The sequence below is a fragment of the Enterococcus sp. AZ126 genome (genome assembly GCF_051714545.1).
In the GTDB taxonomy this organism is placed as follows: domain Bacteria; phylum Bacillota; class Bacilli; order Lactobacillales; family Enterococcaceae; genus Enterococcus_L.
This window is the reverse complement of the sequence record NZ_JBIOSB010000001.1, coordinates 292,132-309,232: the sequence shown is the minus strand read 5'-3', so window position 1 is coordinate 309,232 and position 17,101 is coordinate 292,132. Positions and strand designations below refer to the sequence as shown.

Annotated in this window: 18 protein-coding genes; 17 read left to right on the top strand and 1 reads right to left on the bottom strand. The window is 36.6% G+C overall.

Features of this window, described 5'->3' with window-relative positions; all coding sequences use genetic code 11:
* Window positions 1–310: 310 nt before the first annotated feature.
* From der to IGI43_RS01450, 5 genes are all read left to right on the top strand, one after another.
* Complete coding sequence (gene der, locus IGI43_RS01470; protein WP_438756045.1) at window positions 311–1,621, top strand: ribosome biogenesis GTPase Der; 1,311 nt, start codon at window positions 311–313, stop codon at window positions 1,619–1,621.
* 247 nt (window positions 1,622–1,868) lie between these two features.
* The gene (locus IGI43_RS01465; protein ID WP_010761417.1) at window positions 1,869–2,144 is read left to right on the top strand and encodes an HU family DNA-binding protein; all 276 of its coding nucleotides are present in this window, start codon (window positions 1,869–1,871) and stop codon (window positions 2,142–2,144) included.
* A 460-nt stretch (window positions 2,145–2,604) separates the two neighbouring features.
* Window positions 2,605–3,651 carry a hypothetical protein gene (locus tag IGI43_RS01460; RefSeq protein ID WP_438756044.1) on the top strand — a complete coding sequence of 349 codons (1,047 nt, stop codon included), beginning with the start codon at window positions 2,605–2,607 and terminating at the stop codon, window positions 3,649–3,651.
* Between the two features lie 3 nt (window positions 3,652–3,654).
* Window positions 3,655–4,914 carry a tetratricopeptide repeat protein gene (locus IGI43_RS01455; RefSeq protein WP_438756042.1) on the top strand — a complete coding sequence of 420 codons (1,260 nt, stop codon included), beginning with the start codon at window positions 3,655–3,657 and terminating at the stop codon, window positions 4,912–4,914.
* An 8-nt stretch (window positions 4,915–4,922) separates the two neighbouring features.
* Entirely contained in the window at window positions 4,923–5,459 is a 537-nt protein-coding gene (locus tag IGI43_RS01450; RefSeq protein ID WP_438756041.1) for a ReoY family proteolytic degradation factor, read from the top strand.
* A 55-nt stretch (window positions 5,460–5,514) separates the two neighbouring features.
* Here the strand turns inward: IGI43_RS01450 and IGI43_RS01445 are convergent, their stop codons facing one another.
* Window positions 5,515–6,405, bottom strand: a complete 891-nt coding sequence (locus IGI43_RS01445; RefSeq protein ID WP_438758793.1) for a YitT family protein — start codon at window positions 6,403–6,405, stop codon at window positions 5,515–5,517.
* Window positions 6,406–6,570: 165 nt separating this feature from the next.
* Between IGI43_RS01445 and IGI43_RS01440 the strand changes: the two genes are divergently transcribed.
* The 12 genes from IGI43_RS01440 (at window position 6,571) to IGI43_RS01385 (ending at window position 17,016) form a co-directional block, all read left to right on the top strand.
* Complete coding sequence (locus tag IGI43_RS01440) at window positions 6,571–6,918, top strand: nucleotide pyrophosphohydrolase (protein WP_438756040.1); 348 nt, start codon at window positions 6,571–6,573, stop codon at window positions 6,916–6,918.
* Window positions 6,911–7,699: a 4-hydroxy-tetrahydrodipicolinate reductase gene (dapB, locus tag IGI43_RS01435; protein ID WP_438756039.1), complete on the top strand. Its 789-nt coding sequence runs from the start codon at window positions 6,911–6,913 to the stop codon at window positions 7,697–7,699. The genes IGI43_RS01440 and dapB overlap by 8 nt, the downstream gene beginning before the upstream one ends.
* On the top strand, window positions 7,696–8,907 hold the full coding sequence (locus IGI43_RS01430) for a CCA tRNA nucleotidyltransferase (RefSeq protein WP_438756038.1): 1,212 nt from the start codon (window positions 7,696–7,698) through the stop codon (window positions 8,905–8,907). Before dapB ends, IGI43_RS01430 begins: the two co-directional genes overlap by 4 nt.
* 5 nt (window positions 8,908–8,912) lie before the next feature.
* Complete coding sequence (locus IGI43_RS01425) at window positions 8,913–9,284, top strand: thioesterase family protein (protein WP_438756037.1); 372 nt, start codon at window positions 8,913–8,915, stop codon at window positions 9,282–9,284.
* 81 nt (window positions 9,285–9,365) lie between these two features.
* Entirely contained in the window at window positions 9,366–9,818 is a 453-nt protein-coding gene (locus tag IGI43_RS01420) for a hypothetical protein (RefSeq protein WP_438756036.1), read from the top strand.
* Between the two features lie 73 nt (window positions 9,819–9,891).
* On the top strand, window positions 9,892–10,872 hold the full coding sequence (locus IGI43_RS01415) for an NAD(P)H-quinone oxidoreductase (protein WP_438756035.1): 981 nt from the start codon (window positions 9,892–9,894) through the stop codon (window positions 10,870–10,872).
* Window positions 10,873–10,888: 16 nt separating this feature from the next.
* The gene (locus IGI43_RS01410; RefSeq protein ID WP_438756033.1) at window positions 10,889–11,215 is read left to right on the top strand and encodes a nitrous oxide-stimulated promoter family protein; all 327 of its coding nucleotides are present in this window, start codon (window positions 10,889–10,891) and stop codon (window positions 11,213–11,215) included.
* Between the two features lie 414 nt (window positions 11,216–11,629).
* Window positions 11,630–12,499: a shikimate dehydrogenase gene (gene aroE / locus IGI43_RS01405; RefSeq protein WP_438756032.1), complete on the top strand. Its 870-nt coding sequence runs from the start codon at window positions 11,630–11,632 to the stop codon at window positions 12,497–12,499.
* A gap of 29 nt (window positions 12,500–12,528) precedes the next feature.
* Window positions 12,529–13,551 (top strand): 3-deoxy-7-phosphoheptulonate synthase, encoded by a 1,023-nt coding sequence (gene aroF, locus IGI43_RS01400; RefSeq protein ID WP_438756030.1) that lies wholly within the window; start codon window positions 12,529–12,531, stop codon window positions 13,549–13,551.
* Window positions 13,552–13,611: 60 nt separating this feature from the next.
* Window positions 13,612–14,673 carry a 3-dehydroquinate synthase gene (aroB, locus tag IGI43_RS01395; protein WP_438756028.1) on the top strand — a complete coding sequence of 354 codons (1,062 nt, stop codon included), beginning with the start codon at window positions 13,612–13,614 and terminating at the stop codon, window positions 14,671–14,673.
* Between the two features lie 49 nt (window positions 14,674–14,722).
* Complete coding sequence (gene aroC, locus IGI43_RS01390) at window positions 14,723–15,889, top strand: chorismate synthase (RefSeq protein WP_438756027.1); 1,167 nt, start codon at window positions 14,723–14,725, stop codon at window positions 15,887–15,889.
* A gap of 29 nt (window positions 15,890–15,918) precedes the next feature.
* On the top strand, window positions 15,919–17,016 hold the full coding sequence (locus IGI43_RS01385; RefSeq protein ID WP_438756026.1) for a prephenate dehydrogenase: 1,098 nt from the start codon (window positions 15,919–15,921) through the stop codon (window positions 17,014–17,016).
* The last annotated feature ends 85 nt before the right edge of the window (window positions 17,017–17,101 follow it).

Genomic DNA, 17,101 nt, shown 5'->3' with positions numbered 1-17,101 from the left:
TTTTAGTAAAAAATCGGAACGGAGGGAAACCTTCGTTCTTTTTTTGTAAGTAAAATAGTGATAAAAATCATTTAATTTGATTTTCAGTAGATATAAACGATGTTTAAATTTGCAGATGAGTATTGTGCTTGATATTATTTGCGGAACTGATGAAGAGATTGACCTGCTTTTTTGAATAATTTACTTAAATATGTAGAGATCAATGATAGGATATTGGTTTAATTTGCTTATTTTATCAGTTTTTCTTGCATCTTAGACAAGCTTTAGGTAAACTAGTAAAGATTGAAAACTTGTCAAGGAGGTAATTTGAATGGCAAATCCAACAATTGCAATTGTCGGGCGCCCCAATGTAGGGAAATCGACGATTTTTAACCGTATAGCTGGTGAGAGAATTTCTATTGTAGAAGATACACCAGGTGTAACAAGAGACCGTATTTATGCCACAGGAGAGTGGCTAGGACGTGAGTTCAGCATTATTGATACAGGTGGTATCGATTTAAGTGATGAACCGTTTATGGATCAAATCAAGCATCAAGCTGAAATCGCTATTGAAGAAGCAGATGTCATCATTTTTGTCGCAAGCGGCAGAGAGGGTGTTACAGATGCAGATGAATTAGTAGCAAGAATTTTATACTGTAGTAATAAACCAGTGATTTTAGCTGTAAATAAAGTTGATAATCCTGAAATGAGAAATGATATTTATGAATTTTATTCGCTAGGTTTAGGCGATCCATTCCCTATTTCTGGAAGTCACGGTTTAGGTATTGGAGATGTACTCGATGAAGCTGTTAAGCATTTCTCAACTGAAATCGAAGAAGAAGATGAAGATACGATCAAATTTAGTTTGATTGGACGTCCTAATGTGGGCAAATCATCATTGATCAATGCGATATTAGGTGAAGATCGTGTGATCGTCTCAGAAATTGAAGGCACGACTCGTGATGCAATCGATACACATTTTGAATCAGAAAATGGTCAAAAGTTCTTGATGATTGACACAGCGGGTATGCGTAAACGAGGAAAAGTATATGAATCGACAGAAAAATACAGTGTTATGCGTGCAATGCGTGCGATTGAGCGCTCAGACATTGTTTTGATGGTCTTAAACGCTGAAGAGGGTATTCGTGAACAAGATAAGAAGGTTGCCGGATATGCCCATGAAGCAGGACGCGGTATCATCATTGTTGTCAACAAATGGGATACTGTCGAAAAAGAAACAAATACGATGCGTGACTTTGAAGAAGAAATCAGAGAAGAGTTTCGCTATCTTGATTATGCACCGATTATCTTTGTTTCGGCATTAACAAAACAACGCTTAAATAAATTACCGGAATTAATTGAACTTGTCAGCATGAATCAAAATCTTCGTATTCCTTCTGCGTTGTTAAATGATGTAGTGATGGATGCCATCGCCATTAATCCAACACCGACGGATAAAGGCAAACGTTTGAAGGTATTCTATGGAACGCAAGTAGCTATTAAACCACCGACCTTTGTTATTTTTGTAAATGAAGAGGAATTAATGCATTTTTCTTATGCAAGATTCTTAGAAAATCAAATTCGCAAAGCTTTTACTTTTGAAGGAACACCGATCAAAATCATCCCAAGAAGGCGGAAGTAGCGCATTTTACCACACTTTTTTCAAATGTACAAATAAATTCGTTGAGTTATCAAAAAAAATGATATTTTTGAAAAAAACTGGTTAAAACATATCAAAAACCTTGCTATTACAAGCTTCCTATGATATCGTGATAACAGAATATTGATCCAATTCAATATTTATACGTCATTTTTGGACCACTCAAAAATAAACGTAAATTAGATATCTTTTAGATATCCTATCCCTTGTGGAGGAGGTGAAATAATCCATGGCAAATAAAGCAGAATTAATCGAAAACGTTGCATCTTCAACTGGTTTAACTAAAAAAGACGCAACTGCAGCAGTGGATGCTGTATTTTCAACAATCCAAGAATCTCTTGCTAAAGGTGAAAAAGTTCAATTAATCGGTTTTGGTAACTTTGAAGTACGTGAACGTGCGGCTCGCAAAGGACGTAACCCACAAACTGGTAAAGAAATTCAAATCGCTGCAAGTAAAGTACCTGCGTTCAAACCAGGTAAAGCGTTGAAAGATGCTGTTAAATAAGACAGTTCTTAGAACCCTTGATTATTCAAGGGTTCTTTCTTTTTATTCTAATAAAAGACAGAATAAAAACCAATCTGATCAGATTGGCTTAAAGGATAGAGAATAATTAGCTATGTTTGAAAAAAATCGTTTAACTATGAACAATGGAAAATGCTAATTATTCAAATCAGACTGAATCACTCTGTTTCTCAAACATACTGAAGTTTAATGAACTGCGCTATTTTTCACTAAACCTTAGTCATTCTTTGAAACAAGTTAAGTATAAACTCTAATTAAGAATTTTTTACATAGGTAAATTAGACTATCTAGAACAAAATAGTGAATTAATAATGCCTGTTCTTTAAGAGAATTAAAAGAACAAGCATTATTGATTGAAGTTCTTTGCTTTTCAAAAATAAAAATCCTCCCTCTTTCTGTTTTACCACAACTAATGGTAAAATGTAGAAGAGGAGTGTTGTCGATGGAATTAGTTTATAAGAAAAATCAGCTACAGACAACCATTATTTACGGTGAGACCTTTGCCTCCCAGATCAAATCAGCTTCATTTGAATCGAAACATCTTTTTTTAATTACCAATCAGCGCTATTATGATTTGTTTTCGGAGAAACTGATTCAGTTTTTTGATGACAAACAGGAATTAGATTGGTATATTTGTAAGAATGATGCTCATTGTAATAATATGAGTGAATTGGAAAGTGTATTAGCCTTTTTAGCGGATTTTGATCAGCAGCAGGACTTTCTTTTTTTGGGTGTAGGAAATGAAGGCGTTGTGCAATTAACTAACTTTTTACACGAAACATCTGTACTGAATTCTGATTGTTGGCTTTTGCCATTATCCATTCAATCATTAAGTAAAAGTCTAATTCCAGAAGTCCAAATAGAATTAAAGAACTATCCTGTGTTACAAAGACCAGTTCTTGCAGGAAGAGTCATCTATGATCGTACACTAACAACAGACCATGGGGATCGAAAATTAATCGATTTTCTTGTATTTATTCGATGTGGATTGGTTTGTAGCCATGATTTTTTGCGAATGCTTTTTAGAAACTACAGTGATGCAAATCGGTTGAATCAACAGTCATTTAATGGCATGCTAGATGAGATGATCCGCTATTATGAGAACAACGGTGAAACTATCGATCAATTCGGACGATTGTTTGAACAGGGTTTTTTAGAAACACAGAATGGCCATTTGCTCTCAGGTTATATGAAACGCTTTTTGGGCTGTATATTGCAATTGCTTTGGTCTCAAGAAGTCAATCAGTTTTCATTTCATTATAAAAATTTTATAATATGGTTGATTCGATTAGGTTTTCCTGTTGAATTTCCTGAACAAATTTTAGTGAGTGAGTATGTGGAAGGTATTTTGAAATGTGTTGAACGAGGTGAGCAGGCTGCTTTATTAAAAGAAGTTGGAGTGCTTGATCAATTGCAAAAACCTACAACAGAAGACCTACTGGCAACAATAGAACAATATAAAATTATTTTAAAAGAAATTAGAGGATAAAAAATGACAACGTATAGTGAAAAAATGCTCCAAGCATTACACAATGAAGATTTAGCTCAAGCACAATTGATGTTAGCTGAAGCAATTAGAAAAGATGACGATGATACACTTGCTGATTTGGGCGAAGAATTATTGTCACTTGGATTTTTAGAAGAAGCAAAATTAGTTTTTGAACATTTATTGACAATTTTTCCAGATGCAGATGGACTTAATATCCCACTAGCAGAAATTGCTATTGAAAATAATTTGATTGATGATGCGTTTATTTATTTAGAAAAAGTAGGGAAAGATAGTGAGAGCTACGTTCAAAGTTTGCTTGTAACAGCGGACTTATATCAAGTCATCGGTATTCCAGAAGTGAGCGAGTCAAAATTGAAAGAAGCCCAACGATTGATGCCTGATGAACCGTTGATTTTGTTTGCATTAGGGGAATTGTACTTCTCAAATGGTCAATTTCAGGAAGCAGCAGCTGCGTATCAAGAACTTCTTGAAGCACAAGTGACAGAAATCTCTAGTATCTCACTCAACGAGCGATTAGGAAGCAGTCACAGCATGTCAGGCGACTTTGAAGATGCGATCCCATTTTTAGAAAAAGCCTTAGAAGAAGGGCAAACAGATGACCGTTTATTCCAATTAGCCTTTACGTACTTGCAGCTCCATGAAAATCAAAAAGCAATTGCCCTTTTACAGCAATTAAGAGTGTTGAATCCTCATTATCAATCGTTGTATTTATCATTAGGGGAAGCGTTACAAGAGGAAGAACAATTGGATGAGGCGCAAACAGTTTTAGCAGAGGGAATCAAAGAAAATCCTTTCCAAGTTGATCTTTATCAGTTAGCTTCTGAGAATGCTTATCGATTACACGATACTGAAAAAGCGGAATCTCTGTTAAAACAAGCCTTAGAGCTTGGTGAAAAAACAGATGAAACAAGACTTACATTAAGCAATTTGTATTTAAATGAAAATCGCTTTGATGAAGTGATTGAAGTTGTACAGCAAATGGAAGAGCAAGGACATCCTTATGGTGAATGGAATTTAGCTCATGCGTATAATGAATTGGAAGAGTTTGATTTAGCGAAAGTGCATTTCGAACAAGCGTATCAAGAACTTTCTCATGAACCAGAATTTTTAAAAGAATATGCTGTTTTTCTTCGTGAAGAAGGACAAATGGAAAAAGCAAAAGAATTATTACAGCATTATCTTCAACACGAGCCAGGGGATACTGAAGCACAATCCCTATTAGATGATATTGAAGAAAGATAGGTGATTCGATGTTTGTCAATGTCGCAGAAAAAAAGGAATTTTTAATTTGGCTGGTTAATAATATCTCGTTTAGTCAAAGAGAGGTGTTATGGATTTTGAATTATTTAATCAATCATGAAGCTATTTTGAATAATGTGCATTTTATCGAGCAGGCGGATAAAACAGTTCGCGGGATAAAAGTTACGGCAAGAGAAATGGACGATGAACCAATCCGTTTGTTTTTATCAGGGAAAGAATTTACAGATACAGATCAGATTTTTCATGAAATTCGTATGAACTGGAAAGAAGCTCTTTATGTGGAATGTGTATTTGAGGGTTCTTGGCAAAATAGCCAATACTTATCAATTTTAGAAGATAATCCGTATGCCCGTTGGAATGAGCAGGTAAGTGAAGATGTCATCGACAGTATCAACGCATTCTTTGCTCATGAAGAAAAGCAAGCAAAAGCAGCTCTGTTACGTAGTCAAATTGATTTAGCACTAGAAGATAATGATTATGGAGCATTTTTAGAATTAACAGATGAATTGAATCGCTTAAACAAATAAAAAAAGGTAAAATAGATTAGGTAGAAGACGGTCTATTTTACCTTTTTCACGTGTATTAATTAAGTTGTTTTTTTCTTTTAAAACGCATTTTTGCTGGTTTTAAGTAGGTAAATCCTTCGCCGATCGCTTCATGGACATTAATAACAGAAATGAATGCTTTTTCATCTAATTCATGAACGATTCGCTTGATTTCCATGATTTCACTAGGACTGACAACAACATAAAGGACTTTTTTCTCTACTTGAGAATAGCCACCTTGTCCGTCTAAATAGGTGACGCCTCGCTCTAGTAGCGCCATAATTACTTCTCCGATGTCCTCAGAGTGATCAGAAATAACTAAAATTCCTTTAGCAGCGTATGCACCGTCTAAGACAGAATCAACGACTTTACTGAACACAAATGAAACAATCAAGGTATACATCATTCTTTTGACATCAATATAACTTAATGAAAGAATCAAAACAAAAATATCAAAGAGTAAAAGTGAACGTCCCATACTAATGCCGTAATTTTTTTCTAAGATTCGAGCTACCACATCTGTACCACCTGTCGTACCGCCTACACGATAAACCAAGCCACTGCCAATACCAGCAGCAAGTCCGGCCAACAAGGAGGCAATCAATAAGTCGTGGTCCAGATTGACCTCTATGGGGAATCGTTGCCATAACCATAAGAAGACTGATAAAGAAACTGTTCCTAAAATTGTATAATAAAATGAATGCTTGCCTAAAACTTTGCCACCGATCAAAATCAGTGGAATATTGATGATCAAGGTTGAATAAGCTGGATTGATGTCAAAAAGCGCACGTAAAATCAATGTAATCCCAGTTACGCCACCTTCTGCTAAGTCATTTGCAATATTAAATGTTACTAATCCAAATGCATAAAGACAGGTGCCGGCTAAAATTAATAATACGTCTTTAACATAAAATTTTTTTTCTTCAATCATCCTCTTCACTCCTAAAACGTATTGGACTGATACTGTTTTTCTTCATATCCAAGAACTTTTATCCAGTACTCACTTTATCATTCTCATTATAAAACAACAAGTAGAACCTTTTCAGATGGCGCAGTTTTTGATAAGATGTGTAGTAGAAAGGTTGGGGTAAAAATGAAAGATGAAAATCAATCTCTGCATTCTATGCAAGAAGAAGTGGATACTTACATCCAGCAATTTAAAACAGGTTATTTTTCTCCATTAAGCCAAATGGCACGATTAACAGAAGAAGTGGGAGAACTCGCTAGAGAAATCAATCATTATTATGGTGAAAAACCTAAAAAGTCAGATGAAAAACCAAAAACGGTTTCTGAAGAACTAGGGGACGTATTATTTGTCACGATGATCATGGCGAATTCATTAGATATAGATTTAACGGAGGCATTTCAAAAAAATATGGAAAAATTCAATCAACGGGATAAATATCGTTTTCAACGAAAGGATGGGCAAATAAATGATTAAAATTTTAGTCGCAGGTTTTAAAGGGAAAATGGGGGCAACAGCAACAAAAATGGTCTTAGATCATGTCGGTTTTGAACTTGTAGGGGTGCTGGATCCATTTGAAGAGAAAAACAATCTTAATGAATTAGCAGAATATCCGGCAATCAATGTACCGATTTTTAAAACAAAAGAAGACGTTCTTTCTGTTCAGCCAGATGTTTGGATTGATTTTACGATTCCAGCTGTAGCTTATGAAAACACTCATTTTGCCATTGAACATAAAATATCACCGGTTGTAGGGACAACTGGTTTAACAGAAGAACAATTAGCTGAGTTGACTGACCGTTCAAAGACATTGGAAGTCGGCGGGTTGATTGCACCTAATTTTGCTGTAGGTGCTGTTTTAATGATGCAGTTTGCTCAAAAAGCGGCAGAATATTTCCCAGACGTTGAAATTATTGAGCTACATCACGATAATAAATTAGATGCCCCAAGTGGAACGGCAATCAAAACGGCAGAAATGATGAGTGACGTTCGCGCAAAGAAAAAACAAGGTCATCCTGAAGAAAAAGAATTGATCGAAGGAGCTCGCGGAGCAGATTTTGATGGGATGAAAATCCATAGTGTTCGTTTACCTGGGATGATTGCCCATCAGCAAGTTCAATTCGGTGGTATTGGCGAGGGCCTAACGATCAGACATGATTCTTACGATCGTAGTTCATTTATGACGGGTGTTGCTTTAGGCTGTGAAAAAGTTGTTCACTTAAACAAATTAGTCTATGGGTTGGAAAATCTATTATGAAATTAGAGATCATACCTGATGAGTTCACGCGAGCTACTAGCGTACTGAAAGAAATTCAAGCTCATGGATTTGAAGCTTATTTTGTTGGCGGAAGTGTTCGTGATGCGTTATTGAATCAATCCATTCATGACGTTGACATTGCAACTAGTGCATACCCAGAGGAGATTAAACAAATTTTCCACCGAACGATCGATGTGGGAATTGATCATGGAACAGTTCTTGTTTTAGTTGGGGATGAGCAGTATGAAATTACGACGTTTAGAACAGAATCAACATACCAAGATTTTAGACGTCCAGATACGGTGACTTTTGTTCGTTCCTTAAAAGAAGATTTGAAGCGACGCGATTTTACGATCAACGCTTTGGCAATGGATGTTGATGGAGAAATCATAGATTTATTTGATGGTATGGCTGATTTGAAGCAAAAAATCATTCGTGCTGTTGGAAATCCTAAAGAACGGTTTCATGAAGATGCTTTGAGGATGATGAGAGGATTACGTTTTGCTAGTCAATTAGATTTTAAGATTGAAGCAAATACCTTATCTGCCATTGAAGCGTTTCATCGGTTATTAGATAAAATATCCGTCGAGCGAATTGCTGTGGAATTTATGAAACTTTTATTAGGAAAAAATAGGCGAGCTGCGTTATTGCCGTTCATCGAGACTGAGTGTTACCTGTATTGTCCTGGTTTAAACAAATTCGGTGAAGCTCTATTTAATTTTTCAGATCTTCCAAATAGACAAATCGAATCAGAAAGTCAAGCTTGGGCTTTACTAATTAACACACTAGGATTAAAAGAAACCGAGATTCGCGTTTTTTTGAAATCGTGGAAACAGTCGAACCATATGATTCAAGAGGTGCAAAACCTTATTTATGGCTTGAATAAACGTCTCTCAGAAGAGCTACACGACAAGGATTTGTTTGATTTAGGCTTAGATACAGCATTGTCCGTTGAAAAACTGTTGTTTTATTATGGGCAAAAGAGTAAACTTGAAGAAGTAAAAGAACGATATTTATCTTTGCCGATCCATGACAGAAAGCAGCTTGCTGTTACAGGGAATGATTTGTTGGATTATTTCGACAAGAAACCTGGAAAATGGTTAGGTGATATGATCGAGATACTTGAGGTCGCTGTTGTAAAAGGTCAAATAGTAAATAACAAAGAACGATTGATTGGATATGCGAAAAATAAGATCGATGAGGAGTGATAGCCGTGAAAGAATTCTCAAAAAAGTTTGTTGTTGGGTCAAAAGACACTGCAAAAGAAATCGGGTCGGGGGATTTAGATGTATTAGCCACACCAGCAGTCCTTGCAATGGTTGAGAACGCTGCAAAAGAATATTTGCACAAAGCACTAGCGTCAGAAGAAACGAGTGTAGGAACATTGATTGAAGCGAGACATTTAAAACCTTCAATGGTTGGAGCAGAAATTATTGTGAAGGTCAGTGTCGAAGCACAGGAAAAAACAAAAATCAATTTTTCTTTTGAAGCTTTTGACAATGGCCAAATCATTGCCACAGGTATCCATCAGAGAGCTGTTATCTTAACAGATGTTTTTTTAGACAAATTAGCTCTTTCTAAGTGAGAAAGCGAATGGTGTGACCTAACCTGAAAGTTATGCTAAACTTAACTTTGTAGAAATTATTTAGATAAGGAGACTTATATTATGAGTAGAGAAATGACAGGATTAAAATTTTATTTTAGAAACGATGAAACTTGGACGATCGGTCGTCGTTTTATCGGAGATTTATGGATCAAACAAATTACAACTAGCTTTGGTCGTATTCATGGAAGCGAATTTATGGAAATCCACCCATGTGAAGGCTTTAAAATCGAAATCTTCCAAGAAGGTGATCACGTTCAAACACATGATATCAACCTTGGCGGACTTGAACTTGGAATGTTTGCTCGTGCTTTAAAATATGAAGATATTGAACGTATGGAAATTTTATACAAAACTGGAACACCAGATTTAGTTTATTTCCCATACAAAGATAAAACTGACGAAGGTTTAGACAATGTCTATCAATCTACTAAAGTCAGTGAAAAAACAAAAAGCTTATATATCGTAATCGATCCAAAACAAACGGTTGATGATGTATATGGTAAAGAACTTTAATAACTAATTGATTTGACCGTAGATATCTTTTTGGAGATTCTGCGGTTTTTTGTTAAAATTGTGAGGTGTAAAAATGAAAGCTATCGAGTTACGATCCAAGAACAATCAATCAATTTTAGAATTGACAAAAGAAGCACGACGGCCAAAAAGAAATGCTGATCAGTTATTGATCAAAGTCGAAGCAGCAGCGATCAACCGTACCGATTTAATGGCAATAGAGACTGGAAAATTACCAAGAGGAAACACTATTTTAGGTGTAGAAGTTTCAGGTATAGTAATCGAAAGTGAATCAAATTTATTCCCTTGTGGCAGTCGCGTGATGGGGCTTGTGAATGGCGGTGGATACGCTGAATACACCGTGATGAATGTTGGGAATGCAATGCTTTTATCTGATCAATTAACATTTGAAGAAGGAGCGGCAATTCCAGAAGTCTTTTTAACAGCTTATCAAACACTATTTTGGCTAGGCGAACTGCGTTCTCATCAATCTGTTTTGATTCATGCTGGTGCTAGTGGTGTGGGAACTGCTGCAATTCAGTTGGCGAAACACTTAACATCGGCCAAAATCTTTGTCACAGCAGGCTCTCCTGAAAAATTGGAATTATGTCGCTCGTTAGGAGCAGATGTTTTGATTAACTATCATGATGAAGATTTTAGTGAGAAGATTCAACAAGAAAGCAATGGCCAGGGCGTGGATGTTATTTTGGATTTTATCGGCGCATCCTATTGGGAGAAAAATATTGCGAGTATTGCCTACGATGGTCGACTGATTCTTATCGGTATTTTAGGGGGCGCATTGATAAGAGAAGTTAATTTAATGGATCTACTAGAAAAAAGAATAACCATCAAAGGAACGTTGCTTACACCAAGAAGTGACGCTTATAAGGCAAAGCTGACTAAGGAATTTTCAGATAAAACGAAGATACTATTTGAAAAACAGGAGCTAAAGCCAGTTGTAGATAGAGTTTTTCCGCTTGAAGAAGTGGCAAAAGCCCATCAATATATGAGAAGCAACCAAAACAAAGGAAAAATCATTTTAAAAATCAATGAGTGAATAGTGAGCGATAAAAATGGTGAAAAAAAATAATGGACCAAAAATACAAGAAGAAAAACGAACTGTTCGTGCAATGATCGAACTCTATTACAAAACACATGACGAACCTCAGATCGATAAACAAAAAATGCTATCTTATTCACAACTTCGGTTGGATGTTTGCCGTTTTGGGGAAGAAAAACCTACTTGTAAGCAGTGTCCTGTACATTGTTATCGTCCGGATTACAAAGAGCAAATGAAACAAATAATGAGATATTCAGGACCAAGAATGTTAGTTTATCATCCAATTTTGGCAGTAAGGCATCTGTTGAAAGAACATAAAAGTAAAAAAATAAAAACGTGATGAACATATGTAATCACTAGTTTTTATTTGAATTAACCCAAAAAATGAATGAATAGAAAATAAAATAGGTTGACACTTGGTTTGCCTAGGTATATACTAAGAACAATTCTTAAATAAATCAGTTACGGAGTGATTCATATGACAATCATGAAGCATAACCAATTACAACTGAATAATTATTACTTTAGCTATTTTAGATGAGTTTGTATTCATGAACATTGTGGATGCAGACTAGCAAGTTTGTATCTATGATGGCTAGGGGATTTTGAAATGACTTTCAGCCGCGTAGATGAGAAAATCTATAGTGGCTTTTATATTACCCATTTTTTGTGAGGTGTTCACTGTAGATTTTTCTAAAAATTTACGTGAATACCTTTTTTATTTGAGAAAAATCGTTTTTGAGGAGGAAATAAGATGGAAAATAAGATCACAGGACATACGAGATTAGCTGCATTATTCGCTACACCGATTCGTCATAGTGTTTCACCAATGATTCACAATACAGCTTTTCAAGCATTAGGGATCGATGCAGTATATCTTGCTTTTGAAGTGGGGACAGATGGGCTAGAGCAAGCGATTGATTCAATCAAGACTTTGGAAATGATGGGGGCAAACTTATCGATGCCAAATAAAATTTTGGCGTTCAACTATATGGATGAATTAAGCAAAGCAGCACGCTTGATTGGTGCGGTGAATACCATCACCAATGATCATGGTAAATTAACAGGACACAACACTGACGGTACGGGTTTTATGAGAAGCTTGCGAGATATCGACGTCGACATTATTGGTAAAAAAATCACTATTATTGGAGCTGGTGGGGCAGCTACAGCCATTATTGTTCAAGCAGCACTAGATGGCGTTAAAGAAATCACGGTTTACAATCGAAAAGATGATTTCTATGACAAAATCAAAGAAAAGCTAGCTTACATTTCAGAGAATACAGATTGTACGATTAGCTTACATGATTTATCTGATGAAAATAGTTTAGCGAAAGATGTAGCAGAAAGTGCACTGCTATTAAACGCAACAGGTGTTGGAATGAAGCCACTGGAAGAGAAAACACCGATTCAAGACTTTTCCATCATTCGCCCAGATCTTGCAGTCTGTGATGTTATCTATACACCTAGAGAAACAGAATTTCTAAAACAAGCTCGTTTACGTGGGGCTAAAACCAATAATGGTTTAGGAATGCTGCTTTATCAAGGTGCTGCAGCGTTTGAAAAATGGACAGGAAAAGAAATGCCGATAGAAATCGTAAAACCAATTATTGAAAACAACTAAATTTGAATTGATTGAAGGAGAGAATAACAATGATCGTCATTATGAAAACAGAAGCAACGAAAGCACAAATCAAAACAGTGATCGAACGAGTAAAGAAAGAGGGACTAGAAGTTCATCTAAGTGAAGGCAAAGAACAAACAATCATTGGCTTGGTCGGTGACACAAGAAAAATGCAAGATGTAGCATTCAATAGTTACGATGGGGTTGAAAATGCAGTCAGAATATCTTTGACTTACAAACTAACCAGTCGTGAGTTTCATCCAGAAAACACGATTGTTGATGTTGATGGTGTAAAAATTGGTGATGGTAGTATGACGATGATGGCAGGACCATGTTCAATCGAAAGTTTAGACCAAATTCGAGAATGTGCCAGAATTGCCAAAGCAGGTGGCGCAACTATTTTACGTGGTGGAGCCTTTAAACCAAGAACATCACCATACGCTTTTCAAGGATTAGAAGAAGAAGGTCTAAAATATATTCGCCAAGCAGCAGATGAATTTGACATGAAAGTTATCACAGAAGTCATGGATGAAGCGCACATCGATATGATTGCAGAGTACAGTGATATTTTACAAATTGGTGCTCGAAATATGCAGAACTTTAAATTGTTACAAGCTGTTGGAAAAACAGGTAAACCAATTGGCTTAAAACGAGGAATTTCTGGTACAATTGATGAGTGGCTAAATGCAGCTGAGTATATTGCTGCCCAAGGAAATTTCAATGTGTTGTTCATTGAACGTGGTATTCGTACCTACGAAACAGCAACGCGTAATACACTTGATTTAAGTGCTGTTCCATTAATTAAAAAATTAAGCCATTTTCCAATCATCGTTGACCCAAGTCATGGCGTGGGGATTTGGGATCTTGTTCCTTCAATGGCACGTGCAGGTGTTGCAGCAGGTGCGGATGGTCTGATCGTTGAGATTCACCCGGATCCAATCAACGCTTGGTCTGATGGACCTCAATCTTTAAATGAAAAAACATACATGCGCATGATGAAAGAAGTCCACATTATGGAAAAAGCGATGAAAGAAATTAATGATTTAGATTAAAAAGGGTGTCAAATAGAAGGTTATTATTTTCTCTTTACTAAAAAATAGGAGTTGAATTAAGTGAAACTCACTGTAACTTTACCAAATCATTCATATGATTTGACCATTGAAAACGGTTTGCTGAAAGATATCGGTTCTTGGGTTCAAGAATTATGGTCGCCACAAAAAATTGTCATCATAACAGATACAAATGTTCAACCTTTGTACGGTGAGCAAGTCGAAAAAAGATTGAAAGCAGCAGGCTTTGAGCCCGCAACTTTTGTGATCAATGCAGGAGAACAAAGTAAAAGTTTGACTGTAGCCGCTGAAATTTATGATTTTTTGGCGGATGAAGGAATGACTAGAAGCGATGGTATTATCGCTTTGGGTGGCGGAGTTGTTGGTGATTTAGCAGGATTTGTCGCTTCGACGTACATGCGTGGTCTTCATTTCTTACAAGTTCCAACGACATTATTGGCTCAAGTAGATAGTAGTATTGGTGGAAAAACGGCCGTTAATACAAAAAAAGCTAAAAATTTAGTGGGGACATTTGCTCAACCTGATGGTGTTTTGATCGATCCTGATACGTTGGATACTTTAGAAGTAAGACGAATTCAAGAAGGGATCGCTGAAATCATCAAATCTGCTGCTATTGCAGACGAAAACTTATGGCTAAAATTAGATACATTAACTGATGAGTTTGATTTAAAAGCACATGCGACAGAAATTATCGCAGCTTGTTGTAAAATCAAACGGAAAGTTGTAGAAGAAGACGAACTGGATAACGGAGTTCGTTTACTGCTCAACTTTGGGCATACAATCGGTCATGCATTAGAAAATACAGCCGGCTACGGTAATTTAACTCATGGTGAGGGCGTTGCAATCGGGATGAGCCAAATCACAAGAGTTGCCGAAAGTAAAAAGTTGACTCCACTTGGTACAACAGAACAATTGAATCAAATGATTCAAAAGTTTCACTTACCTACTTGCTCAAATTATTGGGATCAAGAGAAACTATATGCGGCATTGACACATGATAAGAAAGCACGGGGCGGAACAATCAATATTATTTTATTGGAATCGATAGGTGAAGCCAAAATCGTTCGGATTCCGATTGAAGAAATGAAGAGTTATTTAGATTAGCGAGCTGCACGGGCTAGCTGGCTACGCTTTTAAATTAGGAGGAAATCATATGCGTTTTATTACAGCGGGAGAATCACATGGACCAGAATTAACAGCAATTATAGAAGGTTTACCAGCGGGGATGCCATTATCTCCAGAAGATATTAATTTAGAGTTAGCTAGAAGACAAGGCGGATATGGACGCGGCGGCAGAATGTTGATTGAAAAGGATCAAGTAAGGATCACGTCTGGCATTCGTCATGGCAAAACATTAGGATCACCAGTGACGCTTGTCGTTGAAAATAAAGATTGGAAAAATTGGACTTCTGTCATGTCGATCGAAGAAGTTTCTGAGAAAGAGAAAAAAATCAGACGCGTAAATAAACCACGTCCGGGTCATGCAGACCTTGTCGGAGGGATCAAATATCAGCATGATGATCTCAGAAATGTATTAGAACGTTCATCAGCGCGTGAAACAACAATGCGCGTTGCAATTGGAGCCGTTGCTAAAAAGTTATTAAAGGAATTAGCTATTGAAGTTGCAGGACACGTGGCAATATTAGGCGGTATCAAAGCTGAAATTCCAGATAACTTAACGGTTAAAGAAATTCAAGAACGCTCAGAAAATTCAGATGTACGTGTACTTGATCCTTCAGTCGAGCAAGAAATTCGTGATTTAATTGATAAAACTAAGAAAAACGGGGACACGATCGGCGGCGTTGTAGAAGTCGTTGTTGGTGGTGTACCAATTGGTCTAGGAAGTTATGTTCAATGGGATCGTAAACTAGATGCAAAAATTGCCCAAGCCGTTACAAGTATCAATGCATTTAAAGGGGTTGAATTTGGGATTGGCTTTGAAATGGGCTTTAAACCAGGCAGTCAAGTCATGGACGAAATTGTTTGGGATAAAGCAACTGGTTATACCAGAACCTCCAACAATCTAGGTGGTTTTGAAGGCGGTATGACAAATGGAATGCCAATCGTTGTTAGAGGTGTTATGAAGCCAATTCCAACATTGTATAAACCATTGCAAAGTGTCAATATCGATACAAAAGAACCGTATAAAGCAAGTGTAGAACGCTCTGACAGTACAGCGGTTCCAGCTGCGAGTGTAGTTTGTGAAGCGGTTGTTGCAACAGAAGTTGCTAAAGCGATGCTGGAAAAATTTGGCAGTGATGCTTTTGAACAGATGAAAGAAGAAGTTGAATCTTATCGCCGTTATACTCAAACGTTTTAACGAAAACTAAAAATGGAGAGTGACACGGAATGAATCAAAAGGTTTTGATTGTCGGTCTAGGATTGATTGGCAGCTCATTAGCATTATGTATAAAAAAAGAACATCCACTTGTAACAATTATTGGGATAGATAATCAGAAAACTTCGGAAGAATTTGCTTTAAAACGAAACATCATCGATCAAAGAGGTACTTCCATGGAAGATGCGGCGGTATTAGCGGATGTCATTTTTCTATGTACGCCAGTTAAAAGTATGCTGAATCAATTAAATGTATTAGGAAAGTTACCTCTAAAAAAAGAAGTTATCATTTCTGATGTTGGCAGCACAAAAGTAGAAATTATTGAAGCAGCTAAAAAAGCCGGCTTAAACACATTTGTTGGCGGACACCCAATGGCAGGATCACACAAATCTGGTGTGACGGCAGCTGATGAAAATTTATTCGAAAATGCTTATTATATTTTAGCTTCCTCAGAAATAGAAAAACAACCTCAAATCGAAGCACTGCAAAAACTGTTACAAGGGACTCGAGCAAAATTTGTAGTGCTTACAGCGCAAGAGCATGATCAAATTACAGGCATGCTCAGTCATTTGCCACATATTATTGCCGCAGGCTTGGTCAATCAAAGTAAAATCTTTAATGGAAAACATCCGCGTTCTAGACAATTGGCTGCTGGCGGCTTTCGAGATATCACGCGAATTGCTTCGTCAGATCCACAAATGTGGACAGATATTTTATTAAGTAATAAAGAGGCGTTATTAGAGCTGATGAGTTCATGGCAATCTGAAATGGCGCAAGTATCAACTTGGATCGAAAATGGAAATAAAGAAGCTATTTTTCAATTTTTCTATGAAGCAAAAGAAACGAGAAATCAAATGCCCGTTCATAAAGAAGGAGCAATTCCGGCATTTCATGATTTATTCGTGGACGTGCCAGATGTTCCAGGTGTGATTGCCGAGGTCACAGCGTTACTTTCGAAAGCTCAGTTATCTTTAATTAATTTGAAAATTCTTGAAACGCGAGAAGATATCTATGGTATTTTACAATTAAGCTTTAAACGGCAGGAAGATTCAGAAAAAGCGAAAGAGATTATTGAAAAAGAAACGGATTATTTGTGTTATGAAAAATGATTTTTGTTGAGTTCGATATTGTGTTTTGGATGATCGGGATAGCAGGTCTATGCCTGGTTTTTACTTTGAAACATAGAACGTTTCA